This is a genomic window from Terriglobales bacterium (assembly GCA_035561515.1).
In the GTDB taxonomy this organism is placed as follows: domain Bacteria; phylum Acidobacteriota; class Terriglobia; order Terriglobales; family Acidobacteriaceae; genus DATMXP01.
In genome coordinates this window covers 1-19,664 of sequence record DATMXP010000009.1, presented here as the reverse complement: position 1 = coordinate 19,664, position 19,664 = coordinate 1, and the positions used below count along the sequence as shown (strand labels likewise).

The window sequence follows — 19,664 nt, the reverse complement described above, 5'->3', positions numbered from 1 at the left end:
CCGGAAAATCATCGGCCCCAACATAGATTGATGAAACCTGCATATTTCCTGTTGTCTGTGTCATCGTCGGTGTCTGGAGGCTGGCTCCGCTACGGATCCGGCCTCCACTGCTTATGCCGCCGCAGCGACCGCCTTTCGGGCTCGTTTCACACGCCGTGCAGGGGGAGCGGACTTGGTAGACTTGGCGCCGTTGCGCGGCTTCATCATTGAGTCGATTAAAGCCTTTTCGGCTTCCACGAAGTTCCTCACGCCTTCTCCTGTGAAGTTCGCCATGGGCAACAGCCGAGCAGGATTCAGCAGGCCCATCGCTCTTGTGGCGGTGTCGAGGTTAACAGTCATCTGTTCGCCGGCAACGTCGAGGAGCTTCTTCTGCGCCTCGATGAAAGCGCCGACGCCTTCGCGCGCCAGTTTGGAGAGCTCAGTGGGTTTCATCTTCTCGGCTGGTTTGCCGCTGGTCGCCTTGGTGGTTTCCTGGGCAACAATATCAAGGAACTTCTTCTGGCTTTTGACGAAGTTATCCATTGCTTCATGCGCCAGTTGCGACATGTGCGACGTATCGTAACCTTTGCCGGACTTGACCGACTGAAGCCAGTTCATAGTTTGTTTTTTCGTCATGCGCAGGAATTCATGTTGCATCTCGACATAGGTGTCGATGCTGCGACGAATTCCGTCAGTAAGCGCAATCGCGGGAGCAGATCCGCCTGTCCTCTCTTTAAGGCCATTCATGATCACTTCGTTTTCCTGTTGCACGAGCGTCAGCAGGATCCTTTGCGCCTCGATAAAACTGGAGGTGCCTTCAACCGCCAGTTCCGTGAGCAGCGCTGTGGGCGAATTCTCAGGGTCGGAGAGTGTGTCCCGAAGGCTCTTCATCGCCATCGCGTTCTGCCGCATGGCGACATCTACGAGCACTCGTTGGGTAGCAAAGAAGCTTTCAACGCCCTGCTGAACCCAGCCGGATAAAAGCGAAAAGAACGAGGAAGGGGGGATGTTACGAACCGGAGGCTCCGCTTTCGATTCACGTGGCATTACAACCTCCTTTGCTGCAACGCAGCATAAGAGAACAGTAGGCTTGACCATTGCCTGTGTCAATGTAATATTGCATCGCAGCAGAGGGTTTAGTCGGTGGAGAACAGAAGAGTCGTCATCAAGAAATACGCAAACCGTAGACTCTACGACACTTACGCCAGTCGATATGTCAACCTGGACGACATTGCAGCACTGGTCCGAAATGGGAAAGACGTTCAGGTGGTCGATGCAAGGACAAAGCAGGACCTTACGCGCGTGGTGCTGACGCAGATCATCGTGGAGGATGCGAAGGGGCGGCCGTCAGCGCTCCCTCTGGAACTGCTGAAGCAATTAGTAATGGCAACAGACCACGTCCGGCAGGAGTTCATGGCCTGGTACCTGAAATCCGCCTTTGACAACTACCATACCGTTCAATCTGCACTTCAGGATGGCCTCGTAAAACTGGGCTCAGCCGTCCTCTCACCTCTCGACGCCGTACGGCAACTGCTGCCCAACCCAGTGGCATCCACGAACTCAGAAGAACTCGAGCGCTTACGCAGACGGATATCGGAACTGGAGTCTGAACTCAGGAAGAGTCGCGGTAACACCCGGAAGACGGCCGCCACGAAGAATCACTAGCTATCCAGCGGCAGTCATTGCCATCGCTCTGACTGGCTCGGCCGTTGTCGCCCTAGGCGGTCTTCGGGTGGCTGTCTCTACGATTCGGGTCGGTGCCTTCTTCTTGCTGGTAGTCCGTGTTACAGGCACGCATTTGTACAGTTTCGCAAAACTGGAAGCGAGTAGCGTCGGCAACAGTTCCAGGTCTGGAATGCCATTTACATCACCTGTGAAACCGAAGAAAGCCTTGCCGTTGTAGGTGAGCACCGCGCAGTTCATGCCCATGGTTCCGCCGATCGGGACGTATGGGTAGCAGGCGACGAGCCGATGCCCGGCGATGTAGAGAGGTTCCGGCGGACCCGGCACATTAGTGCAGATCAGGTTGCAGAGGTTCAAAGGCAACTGGCTTACCAGTGGTCCGAGAAAGGCCTGCAAGGGAGTTGGTATCACTCCCATCATGGTCCCGCAAAATGCAATTAACTCCGCCAGCTTCGTGTTCTTTAAAAGCTGCGTTCGTTCATGCACATCATCCAGCAATTTCGGTACACTCGTCTTCCCGAGCGGAACGCTGACAGGTACAAAGCTGATTCGATTACCCAGGTCTCCATTCTGGGCTCTGCTTCGCGAGCTCACCGGGATAACCACTCTCAGCAGGCGTTTGTCCGAAGCTACGTGATGCGCTCGCAGATAGCCGCCTACAATCGAAGCCACCAATGCCAGCACCACATCGTTGACGGTTGTTCCGAAGTGCCTCTTAACAGCCCTGATCTCATTGAACGGAATCTCCGCCCACACGAACTTCTGTGGCCCTCGGCAAACAACGTTGAACGGGAGCGGTTCCGTTGCGCTCAGCGATTCAGGAGCCATGTTTCTCAGTTCATCGAGTAAAGGACCGTGAACCTTGTCGTTGTCATGATCTTTGTCGGTCTCGTGGGTTCCATTCGCAACCACTTGCTGAGCAAACGTGAGCAACTCCGATTCGGCATTCAGAATTCGATCAATGTTGTAGAACACTGAAGATGCCATGCTCTCCAGTACTCTGCTGCCGGCGTGAGTGAATGGCGCCGCGCCAGCCTCTTTTTTTCTCGATCCGCTGCTTCTCGGATCAGGAGATCTGTCCATGATCACTTTCATCAACTCGACACCCGAGATTCCGTCCGCTACCGAATGATGCACACGCAGCAACACCGCGCTTTTGTTTTCTTGAAGGTGTGTGAAGAGGGTCATATCCCAAAGCGGTCGGTGCCGCTCAAGTCGTGTGCTTAAGATCTCCTGCGCTCGCTTCTGGAGTTCGGGTTGGTCACCGCGCCTGAGTCTGACCTCGCGAATATGGTTCTCTATCCGGAAATCTGCATCACGTTCCCACGTGGGAACGCCGAAGATCCAAGCAGGCGGAACGACCTTGTGCTGAAATCTCGGGACCTCCGACAACCGTCCCTTGATCTGTCGACGTAGCGCGTTCAGTGTCAGATTTCCATCGAATATACAGAGTGAAGCCACATGGAGCGGCATACCGTCGCGTTCAAGATATAGGAAGAGCGCGTCGCCGAAAGAGAGACATTCACGATCGGATATTGCGAGCGTCACGTTAGTGATCCTTTACCGGCGATTGCGACCCAGGTTCTCGTGGGCTGTAACCCAGTCGCCGTGTACGATGGCGCCGACGAGAGAAGTTTCACCGGCTAGCACTACTGCGGCACAGATCTCCGCAAATTTCTGTACCTTCCCTGCTCCATAGCAACCCAGAAGCTCCAGGCATTGTCGCTGCGTCGCCAGGCCTGTTCCCCCGCCATATGTCGCGACAATCAGCGAAGGCAGAGTGATCGACCAATAGAAGTTCCCGTCCGGAAGCGAACGTGTATAAGTGATCGCTGCATGCGATTCCGCGATGTTTGCCGCATCTTGGCCGGTAGCGATGAAAAGGGCAGCGAGGCCGTTCGCTGCGTGTGCGCAATTACTCGATGCTCCAGCAAGAAACGCACCGGTCATCTGCACTTCCCGCATGCGGGCCAAATCGGCAATATCAATGTGCAGGTACTTGTGCAATAGGTCCCGCTGCAGGATAGCTTCCGCGACCACCCTCTTCCCGCGCCCGGACAAAACGTTTATGTGCGAGTGTTTCTTGTCAGTATCGATATTCCCGGTGAGGAAATATTCACATTTTCGCGGATAGTTGCGCTGTATCCACTCGCAGGCCGCATAGGTAGCTTTGCTGCTCATATTTTGTCCAGCGGCATCACCGGTCGAGTAATTGAAGCGCAGAAACCTCAGTGGCCCTACGGCAAATTGGTTGATGCTCTTGAGCCTGCCTATGCGCGTGGTTTCTTCTGCCTTCTTCCGAATCTCCTCCAGATGCTCATCTATCCAGACTCCGAATTCTCGGGCTTCAACTGCATCGGAGAAACTAAACACGGGGGCTCTCTGCATGGCATCGTCCACCACCGTCGTCTTGATTCCTCCGCACGCACTTAGCAGACGCATTCCGCGGTTATAACTGGCGACCAGTGCCCCTTCTGTCGTCGCGAGTGGAACGTAGAATTCACCCTGGGCGTATTCACCATGAATGGTCAGCGGGCCTGCAACACCAATCGGAACCTGCGCAACCCCGATGAAATTCTCGATGTTCCCTCGAACCACCGATGGGGAGAATGAGTACGAAGCAACATGGTTCAGCTCGACTTGTGCGACATCCTCCAGAAACTTTCGTCGCTTATCGGCACAATCGGTTGTGTAGTCGTTCACCCGATCGCGCGGAACTGATCGACGCGAATGCAGCAGGCCAAGGACTTCTTTCTCGGAAATAGCTGGCGCCATAAATGCCCCCGATTGGAGCTGGCGATCATGGGCACTGGCGGCCCAAGTGGTACAGAGATCATAGCCTCAGCCGCCAGAGGAAATACCGTCCTCATAACGCGAAAAGTTACGACTTTCCCAAAATGGCACGGGCTTCTACGTACATTTCGGCTTGAACAAGTTCCCGGCAGGCGTTGTCATTACTGAGATGGCGACGCCGCAAGAATTCGATTTCGACTTCATCGTGATCGGCTCCGGATTTGGCGGAAGCGTTAGCGCGCTAAGGCTCACCGAAAAGGGATTCCGCGTCGCCGTGATGGAAATGGGGCGTCGCTGGACACCCGACAATCTGCCCTCATCCAATTGGGTCCTTCACCGCTGGTTGTGGCGCCCTAAACTCGCGCTCCGCGGCTTCTTCAACATGCGGTTTTTCCGGCACATCACAATCCTCCATGGTTGCGCTGTCGGAGGAGGCTCCATCACCTACGCGGCTACGCTTCTCAGGCCACCCGACGCGGTGTGGGACTCGGGATCGTGGGCGGGCCTCGTTGATTGGAAATCGGAAATGCCCGGCCATTACGGCACTGCTAGCCGCATGCTGGGCGTTATAGAAAACAGGATCCTCGGTCCCGCAGATATGCTTCTTCGGAAGGCTGCCGACTCAACCGGCGTTGGCAACACGTTTTACCGGACGCACGTTGCCATCTTCCAATCTGCTACTGGAGAGGCTACGGGCGAGAGTGTCCCCGATCCCTTCTTTGGAGGCGAAGGCCCAGACCGAACGCCTTGTCGCGCCTGTGGCGGTTGCATGATGGGCTGCCGTCACGGAGCGAAAAACACGCTCGATCTGAATTACCTGTATCTGGCGGAGAAATACGGGGCGCAGATATTCCCGGAAACCAAGGTGGTCGATGTTCGCCCGTCAGGCGACTCGACCGACGGAAGTACCGGATACGAGATCGACGTGGTGAAATCCACATCGATACTGCCTCACAAGCAGCGTTTTACCTGTCGAGGCGTGGTCTTTAGTGCTTCTTCGCTGGGAACCATGGAACTGCTTTTCAGGCTCAAAGAGAAGAATTCCTTGCCTCGGATCAGCAGTCGGCTCGGAGATCACGTGCGCACCAACTCGGAATCGTTGATCGGCGTGCGCATCCCTGGATCGGGTGACGACCTTTCCAAAGGAGTAGCTATTGGTTCCGGCATCTACATCGACCAGCATACCCATATCGAGGCTGTTCGATATCCCGACGGGTCGAATGCGATGAGTTTGCTTTCGACCATCCTCACGCGCGGATCTCCTGGCCCAATCCGGATTGCCAAGTGGGTAATCGGTATATGTACATCGCTGCTGAAACGGCCACTTCATACATTGCGTGTGCTGATGCCGTGGAGATGGGCTCGAGAATCAGTGATCCTGCTATGCATGCAAGCCCTCGACGCACACATCAGTATGCGCTGGAGCCGTCCGTGGTTTTGGCCCTTCCGTAAGGTCATGGTAAGCACGGGTGACCCCATCCCCACCTACATTCCGCAAGCAAACGACTTCGCCGAGAAATTCGCAGCCATCGCTGGCGGAACGGCCATGAGCATGCTTCCTGAAATCCTTTTCAACGTTCCGGGCACTGCGCACTGCCTCGGAGGTTGCGTCATCGCGGCCACACCCACTGACGGCGTTGTTGACGCCAGGCATCGTGTCTACGGATACACCAACATGTATATCTGCGACGGCTCCGTTGTCGCGGCGAACCTTGGCGTCAATCCGAGCCTTACCATCACCGCGCTCGCTGAGCGTGCCATGTCTTTTATTCCAGTGAAGAGCAAACACGCGTGGAACGATGCTGCTCACTTTCACACAGGAGCCGAACATGGAAACCTTGCCGGCAGTTGAAGAAGCAAAGGCCCTGATGAATGAGGCGATCCACTGGTCAGTGATGAAGTGGCTTAGAGAGAAGAAACGCGTCCGCAAGGTTGCGGATGCCGCGAACGCCGCCTTGGACAAGTTGCAGGCTGAAGTTCACGCTAAATGGAATACGGAGCAGAAACGGGCTTACGCCGACGTCAATTGCAGAGAACCACTCGCCTGCCGTTTACGTCAGGCCGATGCCGATGCTCGCAAAGCGCGTGACGACGCTGAGTCTACATTCGACGAAGCCGAGCGAGAACTGAGCACTTCACTCGCTCGTGAAGGTTGCCGAAAAGCGATCGCCTCCTGGGATCTCCTGCAGAGCGCGATTGAGTTGGCTGAAAGCGCAATCCCTAAACCCTCAAAACACTAGTGTCGAAATTCGATTCCCGCAATGGGAATTGCGTATTTCGGCGCTTTGATTCAGGGTCTCATCTACCGAAGTTGTAGGAAGATATGTGAGGCGTTGGACACAAAGGACGGTACTTTGCCGCTTCCAGCCTGGTTCGACGCTTCAAGCCAGGGGAAAGTTCGGTTCCTGACATTCGCTCAGATTCTGGTTGCCATTCTTATCGCAACAAAAAGGAACTCCGATGAACCTGCCGCTCACACCTATCCGATTCCTTCGTTATGCACGCGACCAGTTCCCGAATCGCACCGCAGTGGTTTGCGATCAGCAGCGGTTTACATACGATCAATTTTCAGAGAGGGCTTTGCGGCTTTGTGGGGCGCTCGCGTCAATTGGCGCTCGACCCAACGAGCCTGTCGCATTCTTGAGCACAAATTGTCATCGTCTGCTGGAGGCATATTACGGCGTGTTGGAAGCTGGCTGTATCCTGCTTCCGCTCAATGTCCGTCTTACACCTGCCGATCTGGCCTACATCCTGAACGACTCAGGAGCCAGGCTCTTGTTTCTCGAATCGAGATTCGCTCCCCTCGTGCCTGCTTTGAAGAAAATGGTGCCCACGCTCGAGCAGATGATATTGCTCGATGGCCGCCACGATGTCTCTGGTATCTCGCCCGATAACTACGAGGACCTGCTTTCGCGATCCGCTCCTGTTGAATGTGACTTTACGAAAACAGACGAAAACGCCACTGCCGAACTCTTTTACACCAGTGGCACTAGCGACCGGCCCAAGGGTGTGATGTTGACCCACCGCAACATCTACCTGCACGCCCTGAGTGTCATCGTCGCGCTTCAGACATCCCCTACCACCATCGGACATCTTTCGTGCGAGGACATCCAGTTACACACCATCCCGCTCTTTCACGCGAATGGCTGGGGGGCCGCCCACGTCGTGACTCTCGTTGGTGCCACGCACGTGATGATGCATCTCTTCGATCCCGAGCATGTATTTCGACTCATACAGCAGGAGCGCGCCCAGAGTTGCTGCCTCGTCCCGGCCATGGCTGTCGCCCTTGTCAATTCGGAGGCACGGACCAAGTACGACCTTTCCAGCCTGAAACGAATCATCTTTGGTGGCGCCGCCGTTTCGCCCGCTCTCGTTCGTGAAGTTCAGCAAAAGCTGAACTGCGTGTGTTTCTCTGGTTATGGCTTGACCGAAACCTCCCCGGTCCTCGCTCTATCTCCTCTCAAGGCAGGCCTCGACCGTACCGCCGATGGTGTACTCGAAGCGAAAACCGGATATGCAATACCGGGGGTGGAACTCCGCGTTGTCGGTGCAGACGACGAGGATATCCCCGCCAATTCACAATCCGTAGGTGAGGTCATCGCTCGCGGAGACGGCATTATGGCGGGATACTGGCGGCAGCCCGACGCCACTCGGCGTGCACTCATGGATGGATGGTTCCACACAGGCGATCTTGCGACGATCGATGACAACAACTACATCCACATTGTGGATCGTCAAAAGGACATCATCATCAGCGGCGGCGAAAACATCTCCTCTCTTGAAATCGAAAGCATCCTGGGCTCCCACCCGGCGGTTCTGGAAGCGGCCGTAATTCCTGTACCGGACCCCCACTGGGGAGAAGTTCCACGCGCCGTTGTAACGCTCAGGCCCGGTTCGTATTGCACGGAAGACGAGTTGCTTGGTTTCTGCCGCTCACACCTCGCCCACTATAAGTGCCCCCGGCTGATAGATTTCGTGGATTCGCTGCCCAAGAACGGGCTCGGGAAGGTCCTGAAATACGAGCTACGAAAGAAGTATTGGCAAATGCCTGCGGCCGTGTGACTGGACGGGAAGATAGGGGGAGGGATTTCGCCTCCCCTTTTTCTTTAAGTCAGAAGATGAATTTCAGCCCGAACTGGATCTGTCGCGGATCGAACGCAGCCTTGAACCCCAACGGCTGCGAGCGATCGAGTTCACGTGTCCCCTGGAAATTGTAAGGGCCGTTCAGCAAGTCGATGTTATATGGACCGAGTTGGAATGGATTTCGGTCCGCCGGAAAGACATCATTCACTGCACTGAAATTCGTGTGGTTGAGGATGTTTGTTCCTTCGGCCAGGAACTGCAACTTCTTTTCAGTGTTCTTCCCGAGATAAAACGACTTCGTCAATCGGAGATCCATCGAGAAGAAGGCCGGTCCAAGACCCGAATTGCGAGGAGCATGCCACGGGCGCGCATACAGTGACTCACCCTTGGTCCCGTTCTGCATTCCGGGTACGCGAACCGTGAATGGTATGCCACTCCGTAGCGAGACAATGGGCGAGATTGTAATGTCGGCCAAAGCGGTCGACAGGAAACCTCCACGCTTGAAGGGAGTGAAGTACACCGCGTTTGCAACGAAGTTGTGTTTGATGTTGAACGAAGAGATCGCGCGCTCCAGTTCCATTCGCGTTGGGCGGAACGGCATGAAGTCATTGTTGAAGTCCGTGTTGTCGTCGATGGTCTTGCTGAAGCTGTAGTTCACTTGCATCTGCAAGCGCGACGTACGCCGAGACAACGAGGTAGTCAGGCCGTGGTAGATAGATTTGCCGATCGATGAATAGATCTCACGCTGCACCAACGTCGGATCGATCGCCGCATAGATGGGACCGATGAAGTCATCAACCACCCCGGTCTCCTTCACGTTACCGTCACGAGGCAACTGGAGATGTAATCCCCGGTACATGTGATATGCAACGTCGAAGCTGGTGTTGTGAGCGAGCTGGCGCTGGACGCTTAAACTCGCCTGTATCGAGTATGGATTCGTATAGTCGTCGGAGGGCTGTAGAACGATCCGGCCTGGGAGTCCCGGACCCACCGGTAAACCCACCGCAGCAAGGTCCGTTTCGTTCAGCTTGCGAAACGGGAGCTTCCCGCTGGCAATGCCCATCTTCCAGAGTTTGACGATCGTCGTATCCGGAGGATTCAGACTCAGGTTCGTCGCTACTTGGTTGATATATCGGCCGGAATCATCGAGAAGGTTCACGATGTAGCTGATGAAGAAGTTCACAGGCGCAACAAACATGCCGCCGCCCAAACGCACCACCGTCTTTCCTTCTCCGTCCGGGTTCCATGCGATCCCCAGCCGCGGAGAAAAGAAGAGGTGGCTCGGCAGCGGTGCAGGTTCAGCGTCGTAATCAATGCGCCCGCCAAAATCCATCGTCAGGTTATTCGTAATCTTCCACGAATCCTGCGCATACACGCCAAAGTAGTGCCCCCAGTCCGACCAATTCGGATTCCCATAACCCTGCCGGAATGCAACTGGAATCCCTAGAGCATAGGATTGAAGTGCGCTGAGGTTCGTTCCGGCGGTTCCCAGTGCAGGAAGCCCGTGCGTCAGGTTGTACTGCACGAGAGCGCTAGCTTCCGCGCTGCCCAGCGGATAAATGCCGGCCACGATGGGGATCGTTCCATCGTAAAACTGGAACTGCCCTCCAAACCAAAGCTCATCATGAACAAAATAGCTGACGGGTCGATACGAGCCGCCGAACTTCATCGTGTGCTTTCCGAAGGTCAATGCCAGGCTGTCTTCGAATTGAAAACGACGCTGACGACAGAAGTAGGGCTCGTACTGCTCTCCTCGGAAGTTACCGAGGCTCCCAATCCGCAGGTATGTCGTGTTGGGTGCTGCAACCAGCACATCTGCTGTGTCGCTCGGAACCACTTGCACTCGCAACTGATTAACCAGCTTCGGGCTGAAAATGTGGTTCCAGTTACCGAGCAGGGTGTAATCGCGCCAATACTGGATGGTTGCGTCGTCAGGAGAATTCAGCGGGTCCAGCACGTACATTCTGCTGGCGTCATCTTGCATGAAAGAAAACCGGAAGGAGAATGCGTCACTTTGATTCGGTTGCAGGTCAACGCGGGTCACCCAGTTGTGGAACTTCTTCCAGTCGTTGAAGACGCCTGAATTCGGATCCAGCAATTTTGATGTGTTCGGGAAATTCTTCGGGGTTAGCAGGTACATCAATTGTCCCCCGATCCCCTGGAGCGCCGCATCGCCGGAAGTCATGAGTCCATTGACATAGTTCAATTGCTCCGCATTCGACTGGATGCCCTGCGCCTGTGAGCTCGTCGAGTAGCTTCGGAATTGCGGGGTGTCCTGCTTCGTGAATTCATAGGCAGTAAAGAAGAACAGCTTGTTCGGGATGATTGGGCCGCCCAGACTAAAGCCCGGCACAAAGTTTTGTTCGAACGCCTTATCCCCGCTTCTCGGCGCGAAGTAGTTCGAGGCATCGGTGTGCTCGTCCCGGAAGAAGGCATACGCTGTTCCGCGCCACGCGTTCGTGCCGCTCTTCGTTACCAGGTTGATTGCAGTTCCGGTTGTGAAACCAAACTCTGCTGCAAATGAGCTTCGGTTTACCTGGAATTCCTGGATCGACTCCAACGGTACATGCGGCGTTCTAAGCTGGCCCGAGCCGTAGTCGCCTTCTCCGCCATCGAGTGTCACCAGGTTATTTCTGCCATTACTGCCGCCGATCGAGAATCCGGAGCTCTGGAAGCCGGAGAAGCCTGGGTTCTGCGCCCGTGGCGCCTCGCTCCTTGATACTCCCGGTAGCGTAAAAATCGAGTCGGTGAAATCTCGGCTCACATTGGGCAGTTCGGCGATAACGTCCATGCCCAACGTATTCGCCTGCTGTGTCTGATCAACCTGAACGAACTCCGCATTTGCAGAGACTTCCACAGTTTCGATCATCGCACCCAGTTGCATGTGGACGTCAAGAACTGCTGCTTGACCGATACTCACCGTGAACCTTGCCAAAGCTCTGGCAAAGCCCTTTGCCTGCGTCTCTAATTCATAGTTGCCGGGTGGAAGCAAAGGTACAACGTAGCTTCCGTTGGCATCAGAGTTTGTCGTTCGGGAGAATCCTGTATTCGGGTTTTTAACAGTGATGTTTGCCCCTTCAATCCATTTGTTCTGTGGATCGAAGACGGTTCCTTTTAGAGTTGCTGTCGCGTAGTCTGCCTGCGCTAGTGCTGGAGGCGCGACCATAATGACTGCGAGCAAGAAGAGGAGACATAGCCCGACGTTGCGCATAGTTCTTCCTCCGTTTTGCCGTTAAGCAGAATAGGGAGGCCGGGCCGTCGTAGTGCAACGACACCCTGCATGCAACATCTAGTTAGAATTCCAATGAGCTGGGCGCAAACGCCGCACTCCTGGTTTACGGATGGCTGGCGAAGTGCGGATCGGATACAACGCGCGGAGTTCGTCCGAAGCAGCTCCCAATTTGCTGCCAAACGAGCCGAACATAGTTAATCACTGTCGACAATTGTCGGCTCCGGTCGTGTTAACGCCATTCTCTGACATTCCCAATATGGCACCGCCGCGCACCCTCTTGGGGGAACCAAAACCTACGCACCTTCACAGCATCCCCGCAGCGGACCTAACAAAACGAATCGCCTCCGAGACAGAAGACTTGCGTTAAGCCTAACGCTTCGGATGCTGGAGTCTTTAACTGGAATTTAATGGGAACGATTGGAAGGAGATTGCAACCAGGGACGGCTGCTAAGTGATTGAAAACATGGTGGACGTGACTGGGATCGAACCAGCGACCTCATCGTTGCGAACGATGCGCTCTCCCAACTGAGCTACACGCCCACGTTCGATTTCTATTCTAGCAACCATTCCTCATTGCGCCAAGACTCGCGCCTACAAACCCAATCACCTACGCTCAGTGATGCGCGTCTCACACCTCTCCGACGCCCATCCCGTGCGTCATCCCGAGTACCCGCTTATAATTTAACTGTGACCCCTTCCAAAGTCGTAAACAAGGTCGCTGAGGCCGACTTCCCCACTCGGTGGGGACATTTCCGCATTTTCGGATTCGAAGGACATTTCGAAACAACCGGCGAGCGTCGCAAGGAAACCGCCGTCGCGCTCGTCATGGGCGACATTCACTCCACCGCCCCACTCGTGCGCGTCCACTCGCAGTGCCTCACCGGAGACGTCTTCCACTCGCTCCGTTGCGACTGCCGCCAGCAGCTCGAGCTCGCGCTCGCCATGATCGCCGAAGCCGGCGCCGGCATCCTCGTTTACGAGCAGCAGGAAGGTCGCGGCATCGGGCTCATGGCCAAACTCCAGGCCTACGCACTCCAGGACCAGGGCCTCGACACCATCGAAGCCAACGAGCGCCTCGGCTTCAAGAACGACTACCGCGAATACGCGCTCCCCGTCGAAGTCCTCAAGGCCCTCGACGTCACCCAGGTCCGTCTTCTTTCCAACAATCCCGACAAAGTTGCCGCCGTCGAAAACGCTGGAATCAAAGTAGTCGAACGTGTCCCCTGCGAAGTCGAACCCGGCTCCAAGTATTCAGAGTTTTATTTGAAGACGAAGAAAGAAAAGATGGGGCACCTCTTCACGCGCTAGGTCTACGCCCGTTTCTGAACTCACAGTTCTGAACTCACGGTACCGAACTTTCGTAGACCTCCATCACCCTCGGCGACACCGCCTCTTTCGGAGCCACAAACTCCGGCATGTGCTTCGCCGCTCCTAGATCGGCGATCGCCGCACGCCACAGTTGCTCCTTCTGAGCTTCATCAGTGAGCAGGAAGTATCGACATAGCCTGCTCGCTCCCAGGTAGAAGCGCGCCAGCGCATCCATCTTCGTCTCCGTTCCCGAGTACGCCGAGAGCTGATTCTCGGCAGCCGCGTAATCGCCTTTGTAGTAGGCCTGAAGCGCAGACTTGAGTGCGTGCTCATCTGCCGCAGGACTGGGTGCAACCGTCTCGGCGACAGATTCCGTCTGCGGTACGCCCTTCTGCAAATTCGCAATTTTCTCTTTCAGATTCAGCGGACCGTTGGCCTTGATCGCCGCGGCTTTTCGGTAGGCCGAAAGAGCCCGTCCAGAATCACCGGACTTTTCGTACCTTGCGCCGTCGTTCATCGCACGATTGTATTGATCGATGTTCCCGATATACTTCTGCGCCTGCGCCTGGTAGCTTCCCGTGATCCCAGCCAACAACTGCCGAGCGCCGGCGAAGTCGTTCTTCTCATACGCAGCCACGCCTTTATCGAGATTGGCTTTCATCACCGACTCGGCTTCCTTCCGCCGCGCCGCGTCCTCAGCCAATTTGCGCTCCTGCTCTTTGTTCTGTGATTCCTTTTCTGCCTGGGCCCGGGCAGCGGCTAATTTCTCCAGCCACTCCTTTTTAAGGTTTGCGTACGACCCGCTCTGAATCGCTCGGAATTCGCTTTCCGCAGAATCGAAATTCTTCATCGCCATTGCGGCTGCGCCCCTGTTCACATGCTTGTGATCGGCCTCTCGCTGTGCCTCAGCGGCCTTCCGGTACTGATCGCATTTCGCACGCAGCTGCTTATTCTTCTGATCTTGCGCCGACGCGGGACAAACCACCGATTCCGCTTGCTCGACCTTGCCAGCCGCCGCCGCAGCATCTGCCTGCTCCAGCAGTTGCTTCGTCGTCGAACGGTCGGCCGCGCCAGACCCGACCGCCACCACGGCGACCGCCACGCACATCAGCGCTCTAGCGATAAGACTCAAGCAGCTTCTCCACGTCGACAGGTTGGAACTCGTGTACGTATCTGGCAGGCTGTCCTGCCTCCACCCGGAGTTGGCCGATGTGCTCCACCCCGTCCGGCCCCTTCATCTGGATCGCGTAGTCACCGGCCGGGACTACAACTAACACCGGCGTCGCCTTATTCACTGGGATTGGCGTGCCGCCCTGTGGCCGGACCTCAACCACCGTTGCCCACGGGATCGCATCGATTGCCAGGTTGACAGATGCCGGAACCGCCGCCTGTTGCGGAACCGGTTTATGCCGAGGCCAGAACTTCACCGCCGTCGCCACTCCGACCACAACCACCAGCATCACGACTGCCGCAATCATCATCCCTGCTCTGCTCGGCGCTCGAGCCGGTTTCCCGATAAGAGCAGGCGCTGCAGTTAGAGCAGGAACAGGTGCAGGGGCAGCAACAGGAACAGCAGCAGGCGCGACGACCGCTTCTACTTCCGCTACCTCCGGCTCCGGTTCAACCTCTGGCGCTGCTGGCTTCGGTTCCGGAGGTTCGCTAGTCCCGATCACCGTTTCAGCGCTGTCGGAATTCCCGAAAGCAGCCGGAACCGCAACCACCTGCTGCGAGCTGAAATCCATCGTGGGATTCTCACCCACGGCCGAGCCTCGTGGTGCCTCGCCCAAAGGCGGTTGTGAAAACGGTGATAACTCGGCGGCAGCCTCCTGCCCTAACTTTTCCTTTACTTCCCGGAGCGACTCCTCCAGCGCCGACTGCAGTCGCGGGTCCGTCGGGAACCGTCGCACCGCGCCCGAAGCCATCTCCACCGCATCTTTCAGATTCCCGGCCTTCAGTAGCCCTTCGATCTCCGCCACGCAGGAGAAAACCTCTCGTTCCCGCTTCGCCAGCAATTGCAGACTCTCCGCCTGCGCCTTCTGTCTTACCAGTACCGGATCCGCCGGAAACTTCTTCAGCCCCAGCTCTGCGTGCCGGAAAGCCGAATCGTAATCGGCAGCATCCAGGAACTCCTCCACCTCATGACACCAGAGTTCGATTTCCCGACGCTGTTTCTCTTGTGCCGCCCCGGTTTGCGCAACCTCTTTAATGGCTGCCAGCTCACGATGATTCGGCTCCAACGCCTCCGCTTTCAGAATGATTCCCTGGGCTTCGGTGAAATGCCTTGACGCGATGCTGTTCCGCGCGTGCTCGATCAGCTCACGAAATTCTCGTTCCTTCGCTTCGGTTTCAATCGCTGTCGCAATGGAAGCTCGAAAAAGTTGCGCTTGCGTATTGTGCGGATCGGCTTGGAGCGCATCGTCGATCACCTTCTTGGCGATCTCCAGTTGGCCGGCCTTTCGGGCTGCCTCCGCCAACTGTTGCAGCTTCCCCGCCTGCTCCTTGCGCACCATCTCCTGCTGAATCACTTCGCGGAAGCTGAGCAGATCGGGATCGGTCTTCGCGATGTTGATTGCCGCGCTGATCCGTTCCATCGCTTCCGTGAACTTTCTGCCGGCAAATGCCTCCTGCGCCTCGCTCCTCAGTTGTTGGATCCGCTGGTTGTTCTCGTTCTGCTCCAGCAATCGCTGAACGTCCGCCATCGCCTGGATCGCCGACGGATTCTGGATATCCAGCTTTAACACCTGCGATAACAGGTTGCGCGCGCCGGTCAGGTCCGCGGCTACGATCCGCGCCCGCGCCTCGTCCAGGCATTCATCGATCGCTTCCCTGTCCAGCCGTTCTTTCACCCCGGCCAGTTCAAGTCCGAAATCGTCCGCCGTCCGGTAGCGCTGGTTGCAGTCCTTGGCCGTGGCCCGCTGAAGGATGCGGTCGAGTTCAACCGGATAATCACTCAAATAAGTACCGAGCGATGGCACCGCATGATGGAGAATCCGTGTGATGATGGCTGCCGTCTGCGGCGCATCGAACGGCAGATGCCCCGTCAGCAACTGGAACATCATCGCGCCCGTCGCAAAAATGTCGGCTCTTCCGTCCACCGGTGCACCATTTAACTGCTCCGGCGAAATGTAATTCAGCGTCCCGATAATCTGTCCGGTACGAGTCAGGCCCTTGTCCACCGTATGAGCGATCCCAAAATCCAGCAGCTTGACGCTCCCATTCGGCTGCACGATCACGTTGGCGGGCTTAATGTCGCGATGGACCACACCCTGCTGATGCGCATAGTGCAAGGCGCTGCATATCTGGATAATGAAGTCCAGCTTCTGCGCCATCGGCAACGGCTGCCCCGACTCAATCAACCTCTCCAGCGATTGCCCGTTCAGGTACTCCATCACGATGTAGGCATTTCCATCGTCATCGCCCAGGTCGTAAATGGTGACAATGTTCGGATGTTGCAGGGTGCCGGCCGCTTGGGCCTCACGATAAAAGCGCTGTAGCACGGCTTCGTCCTGGCGGAAGCGCTCCGTCATCTTCTTAATAGCGACCAAACGTCCAATCTTGGGATCCACCGCCTTGTAGACGATGCCCATCCCGCCCTCGCCGATCACATCGAGAACGTTGTATTTCCCAATCTTGGGAGTCGCTGAAGGGCTAGCCATGGCCGATTGACACAATCCGGAGCCGGCGACACCTGACCCACCGACTCAAAGTGCCCAGAATTGTACACTCGTCACACCGTTGTTGGAATCGCCCGCCGACCGATGGCGTGGCGCACCCTTCCTTCTGAATCGCACACAGTGGTGGGTGCCCCATCCTTTAGCCGCGAAGCGGCGTAAGGGTGGGGTCAGAACCTGTCGCTGTTGCGCGGACATTCTGTGCGCGTGCCATCCTGGCTCGCATTAACCTCGCCGCAGGCGAGGTGACACAACCGGGAGCCCAACGCGTAAGCGTTGGGTTCTCGAACACACAGTCTCCGTCCCGTGGCGGTGCGCAGCACCGCACCTTAACCACACCTTTCGTATTTTGCCGATCTTGTTGTGCTGTAATCCCCTTCGGAGACCGTCACTCCACAACCCGACCCTAAACGTCGCGCGGGTGAAGGAAAGGCCACCGCATCAGTCCGCATAGCGGACGTCATTCAATAGCCCCGGTGGAGTGCGCCTTGCGCACGGAACCCGGGGTTAGCATCGTCGAAGCCTTTCAGAAGCGGTGCGCAGCACCGCAACGCGATGAGCCCTTTCCACGGTCGTGTGAGACGGCAGGCAGCCTAGAGTCTGTACTTCATCTGCGGTTGGATGGGTGCGCCACCCGCTGGTAACGTCGTAGTATCTGGCGCGGTAGTCCGAACCCGCTGTCGTAAGCATATCCACCCGCGCCGTAGGCATACCCCGCCAGTGCCAGACCACGCTTACTTCTTTTCGAGCTCTATCCGTACCCCTTGATCCTGATCTCCTATGTAGTACTCCATGTTAACGGTAGACCATGGCTTCGAAACCATGATCTGAGTACCGTAGGGAACAGGAAGCTGCGTGCTGCCTGCTGTAATCGAGTAGAAATTAACTTGTATCTCTTGCCGCCCTTCTCGTGAAACTAGTTTCCATGTTCCAGTACCTGCATCCAGATTTGCACCCCTCTGATCGCCATACAGTAAACCTGGCATTTCGGAGGCGATGAATGTCCCGTCTTTTTGCAGGAGTATTCTTGGAGACGCGTTCTTAAGTGGACTTGGTAGTACTTCTCGTGACCCCTGCTTCATTACCCATGTTCCCGCAAGATCGCCGGCTGCTATGTTAGCCCGATTGCAGCCGAGAACACCTACGAGAGCGAGCAACGCGAGCGGCCATAGTTTTATCTTAGTCATTGGTCTTCCTATTTCGCATTACACCCACATCGGTTACTTAGGTTCTCGTGAAAATCGAACGATTGGTAAGTTTGCGACATCGGTGCGCGACCAAAGGGTTCCCCTAACGGCCCGGACTCAATCAATATATCCAGTGGGTCGCCGATATTGTTTTTCCACCAACCTGTGTAGCCAAGCACAGGAGGGTGTGTCGCTGACGAAATCGTCGAGAGATTCCAGACGTGGATATTAAGAGTCCCGTTCGTTACGCTGTAATCAAGACCGTACGTCCCGAGATAGGTAACTGCAAGATTTCCGGTCAGTCCGCCTGTAAAGAGTGTCGAATAATCGCGTAGGTATTTTGGAACTCCTTGTGCTCCGTTCAATCTATAGTTGAACGAACCGGAGCTAGGGAGTGTCCCACTGCACACATCGTTTATGAGATCCTGGATATGTTCATGCTGCCTCAGTTTCTCTGTAAATGGATCGCCATCACTAAAGAAGTGAGCGTGTGGACCAGAGCCGGTTAGCCATTCCCAACCTACCTGCCATGGAGAAGCATTGTCCTTCAGTCCGTATGGGTCGACCAAGTTGGTCGGGCTGTTGTGAACATAGGCGTAAAAGTCGATCCCGCCACCAAATGCCGCCGGGTCCTCCGATATGAACCTTCCTGTATTTGGGTCGTAGTATCTGGCGCGATAGTAATAAAGTCCGGTCTCTTCGTCGTACTCCCGTGCCGTGTAATCACACGCCGTTCCCCATGTGTTCCCCGTGTTGTCATAAGCATAGACGGCTACGTTGTACATCAAAAGCTCATTGGTTTTCGCCGTTCTTCTGACCGTGCGGTTGCTGGGAGGCCATAACGAGCACCACTTCTGTCTGCAGCGCGATGCTCGTTGGCCAGTGAAAGTCGTCAACCGCAACACAACAGGCTCATGTCTGGGCCGCCCTTCTGAGAACTGCGAGCTGTTCATTGAGCGACGCCTTGATCCTAGGAGGCGGACTGGCTTGCGAAATGGCAGATTCCGCGTCAGGTATCGGAAGGTGCAGGTAGAAACAACCACCCGGATTAAGGTTCTTTGCTTCAAGTGCTCGGAAACACACGACATATTCTTGCTGTGAAGGGTTCAAGAAAAGCTCGGATACGAAACATTGATAGTGCTCTCTTGAATACCGATCAAGCACCGTGAATAAACGTGCTTCTTCGTCTGTGGTCATAACCATTAAGTGCTAGCTGTAGAGCCATCTCAATTCGGACCGGTCGGCAACAGGGGCAAACTCCATTATTAACTTCAGTTGCTGGTTTGCGGCTTTTGCCCTGGAAGCGGTCCCAGGCACCACCAGCATGGCGGCGGGTTGTGGCGGACATGATAGTCCAATTCCTCCCAGCGGTTTTCAAGCCACCGTTGCCATTCCTTAGGAACTTCAAATGGATTTGTTTCAGGTTCGGGTTTTTTGTCTTTGTCGCATTCGTCCTTGCAACATTTCCAAGTCGCAATCTCGAGCCCCAAGCGCAAACTGTGCCCGGCGTCAGGTTTCTCCCCATTTTGCAGAAGCATGCCGATTTCCAACGAACGCACAAGGATCGAGTGCTCAAGCATTTTCAAATCACTTGCTCTGTTTCGTCCTTTGGTACAGAGGATTTCGAGACCGGCACCAGGATCGTCATGAAGTCGTCCATCAAACGGAGCTTCCTTCCAGGCTTGATGGATTAGACCTGCGGGATCAATGTAGTTCGTTGGGCTATTT

General features: G+C 55.7%; 14 protein-coding genes and 1 tRNA gene. 5 read left to right on the top strand and 10 right to left on the bottom strand.

Annotated features, from left to right (window positions below; all coding sequences use genetic code 11):
* Positions 1 to 111: 111 nt before the first annotated feature.
* Positions 112 to 1,026, bottom strand: a complete 915-nt coding sequence (locus VN577_03595) for a hypothetical protein (GenBank protein ID HWR13884.1) — start codon at positions 1,024 to 1,026, stop codon at positions 112 to 114.
* Between the two features lie 96 nt (positions 1,027 to 1,122).
* Between VN577_03595 and VN577_03590 the strand changes: the two genes are divergently transcribed.
* On the top strand, positions 1,123 to 1,644 hold the full coding sequence (locus VN577_03590) for a polyhydroxyalkanoate synthesis regulator DNA-binding domain-containing protein (GenBank protein ID HWR13883.1): 522 nt from the start codon (positions 1,123 to 1,125) through the stop codon (positions 1,642 to 1,644).
* Here VN577_03590 and VN577_03585 read toward each other — a convergent pair whose 3' ends face one another.
* Positions 1,645 to 3,210, bottom strand: a complete 1,566-nt coding sequence (locus tag VN577_03585; GenBank protein ID HWR13882.1) for a wax ester/triacylglycerol synthase domain-containing protein — start codon at positions 3,208 to 3,210, stop codon at positions 1,645 to 1,647.
* A gap of 12 nt (positions 3,211 to 3,222) precedes the next feature.
* Positions 3,223 to 4,437, bottom strand: coding sequence for a hydroxymethylglutaryl-CoA reductase (locus VN577_03580; protein HWR13881.1), 1,215 nt, complete (start codon positions 4,435 to 4,437; stop codon positions 3,223 to 3,225).
* Positions 4,438 to 4,588: 151 nt separating this feature from the next.
* On the opposite strand from VN577_03580, the gene VN577_03575 reads away from it, so the two are divergent.
* From VN577_03575 to VN577_03565, 3 genes are all read left to right on the top strand, one after another.
* A complete protein-coding gene (locus tag VN577_03575) occupies positions 4,589 to 6,307 on the top strand; it encodes a GMC family oxidoreductase (GenBank protein ID HWR13880.1) in 1,719 nt (572 codons plus the stop codon).
* Positions 6,285 to 6,695, top strand: a complete 411-nt coding sequence (locus VN577_03570) for a hypothetical protein (protein ID HWR13879.1) — start codon at positions 6,285 to 6,287, stop codon at positions 6,693 to 6,695. The genes VN577_03575 and VN577_03570 overlap by 23 nt, the downstream gene beginning before the upstream one ends.
* Before the next feature lie 220 nt (positions 6,696 to 6,915).
* Positions 6,916 to 8,517, top strand: coding sequence for a long-chain-fatty-acid--CoA ligase (locus VN577_03565; GenBank protein ID HWR13878.1), 1,602 nt, complete (start codon positions 6,916 to 6,918; stop codon positions 8,515 to 8,517).
* A gap of 49 nt (positions 8,518 to 8,566) precedes the next feature.
* Here the strand turns inward: VN577_03565 and VN577_03560 are convergent, their stop codons facing one another.
* Together VN577_03560 and VN577_03555 are read right to left on the bottom strand one after the other, a co-directional pair.
* A complete protein-coding gene (locus VN577_03560) occupies positions 8,567 to 11,749 on the bottom strand; it encodes a carboxypeptidase regulatory-like domain-containing protein (GenBank protein HWR13877.1) in 3,183 nt (1,060 codons plus the stop codon).
* Positions 11,750 to 12,234: 485 nt separating this feature from the next.
* Positions 12,235 to 12,310: transfer RNA gene (locus tag VN577_03555), tRNA-Ala, on the bottom strand.
* Positions 12,311 to 12,457: 147 nt separating this feature from the next.
* Here VN577_03555 and ribA point away from each other — a divergent pair.
* Positions 12,458 to 13,078, top strand: a complete 621-nt coding sequence (ribA, locus tag VN577_03550; GenBank protein ID HWR13876.1) for a GTP cyclohydrolase II — start codon at positions 12,458 to 12,460, stop codon at positions 13,076 to 13,078.
* 34 nt (positions 13,079 to 13,112) lie between these two features.
* Here ribA and VN577_03545 read toward each other — a convergent pair whose 3' ends face one another.
* The 5 genes from VN577_03545 to VN577_03525 form a co-directional block, all read right to left on the bottom strand.
* Complete coding sequence (locus tag VN577_03545; protein HWR13875.1) at positions 13,113 to 14,210, bottom strand: hypothetical protein; 1,098 nt, start codon at positions 14,208 to 14,210, stop codon at positions 13,113 to 13,115.
* Positions 14,194 to 16,734 (bottom strand): protein kinase, encoded by a 2,541-nt coding sequence (locus VN577_03540; GenBank protein ID HWR13874.1) that lies wholly within the window; start codon positions 16,732 to 16,734, stop codon positions 14,194 to 14,196. The genes VN577_03545 and VN577_03540 overlap by 17 nt, the downstream gene beginning before the upstream one ends.
* A 749-nt stretch (positions 16,735 to 17,483) precedes the next feature.
* A complete protein-coding gene (locus tag VN577_03535) occupies positions 17,484 to 17,936 on the bottom strand; it encodes a hypothetical protein (GenBank protein ID HWR13873.1) in 453 nt (150 codons plus the stop codon).
* Positions 17,937 to 17,944: 8 nt separating this feature from the next.
* Positions 17,945 to 18,721, bottom strand: a complete 777-nt coding sequence (locus VN577_03530) for an RHS repeat-associated core domain-containing protein (protein ID HWR13872.1) — start codon at positions 18,719 to 18,721, stop codon at positions 17,945 to 17,947.
* Between the two features lie 486 nt (positions 18,722 to 19,207).
* Positions 19,208 to 19,664, bottom strand: a 457-nt coding sequence (locus tag VN577_03525) for a hypothetical protein (protein HWR13871.1), incomplete at its 5' end; no start/stop codon positions are given.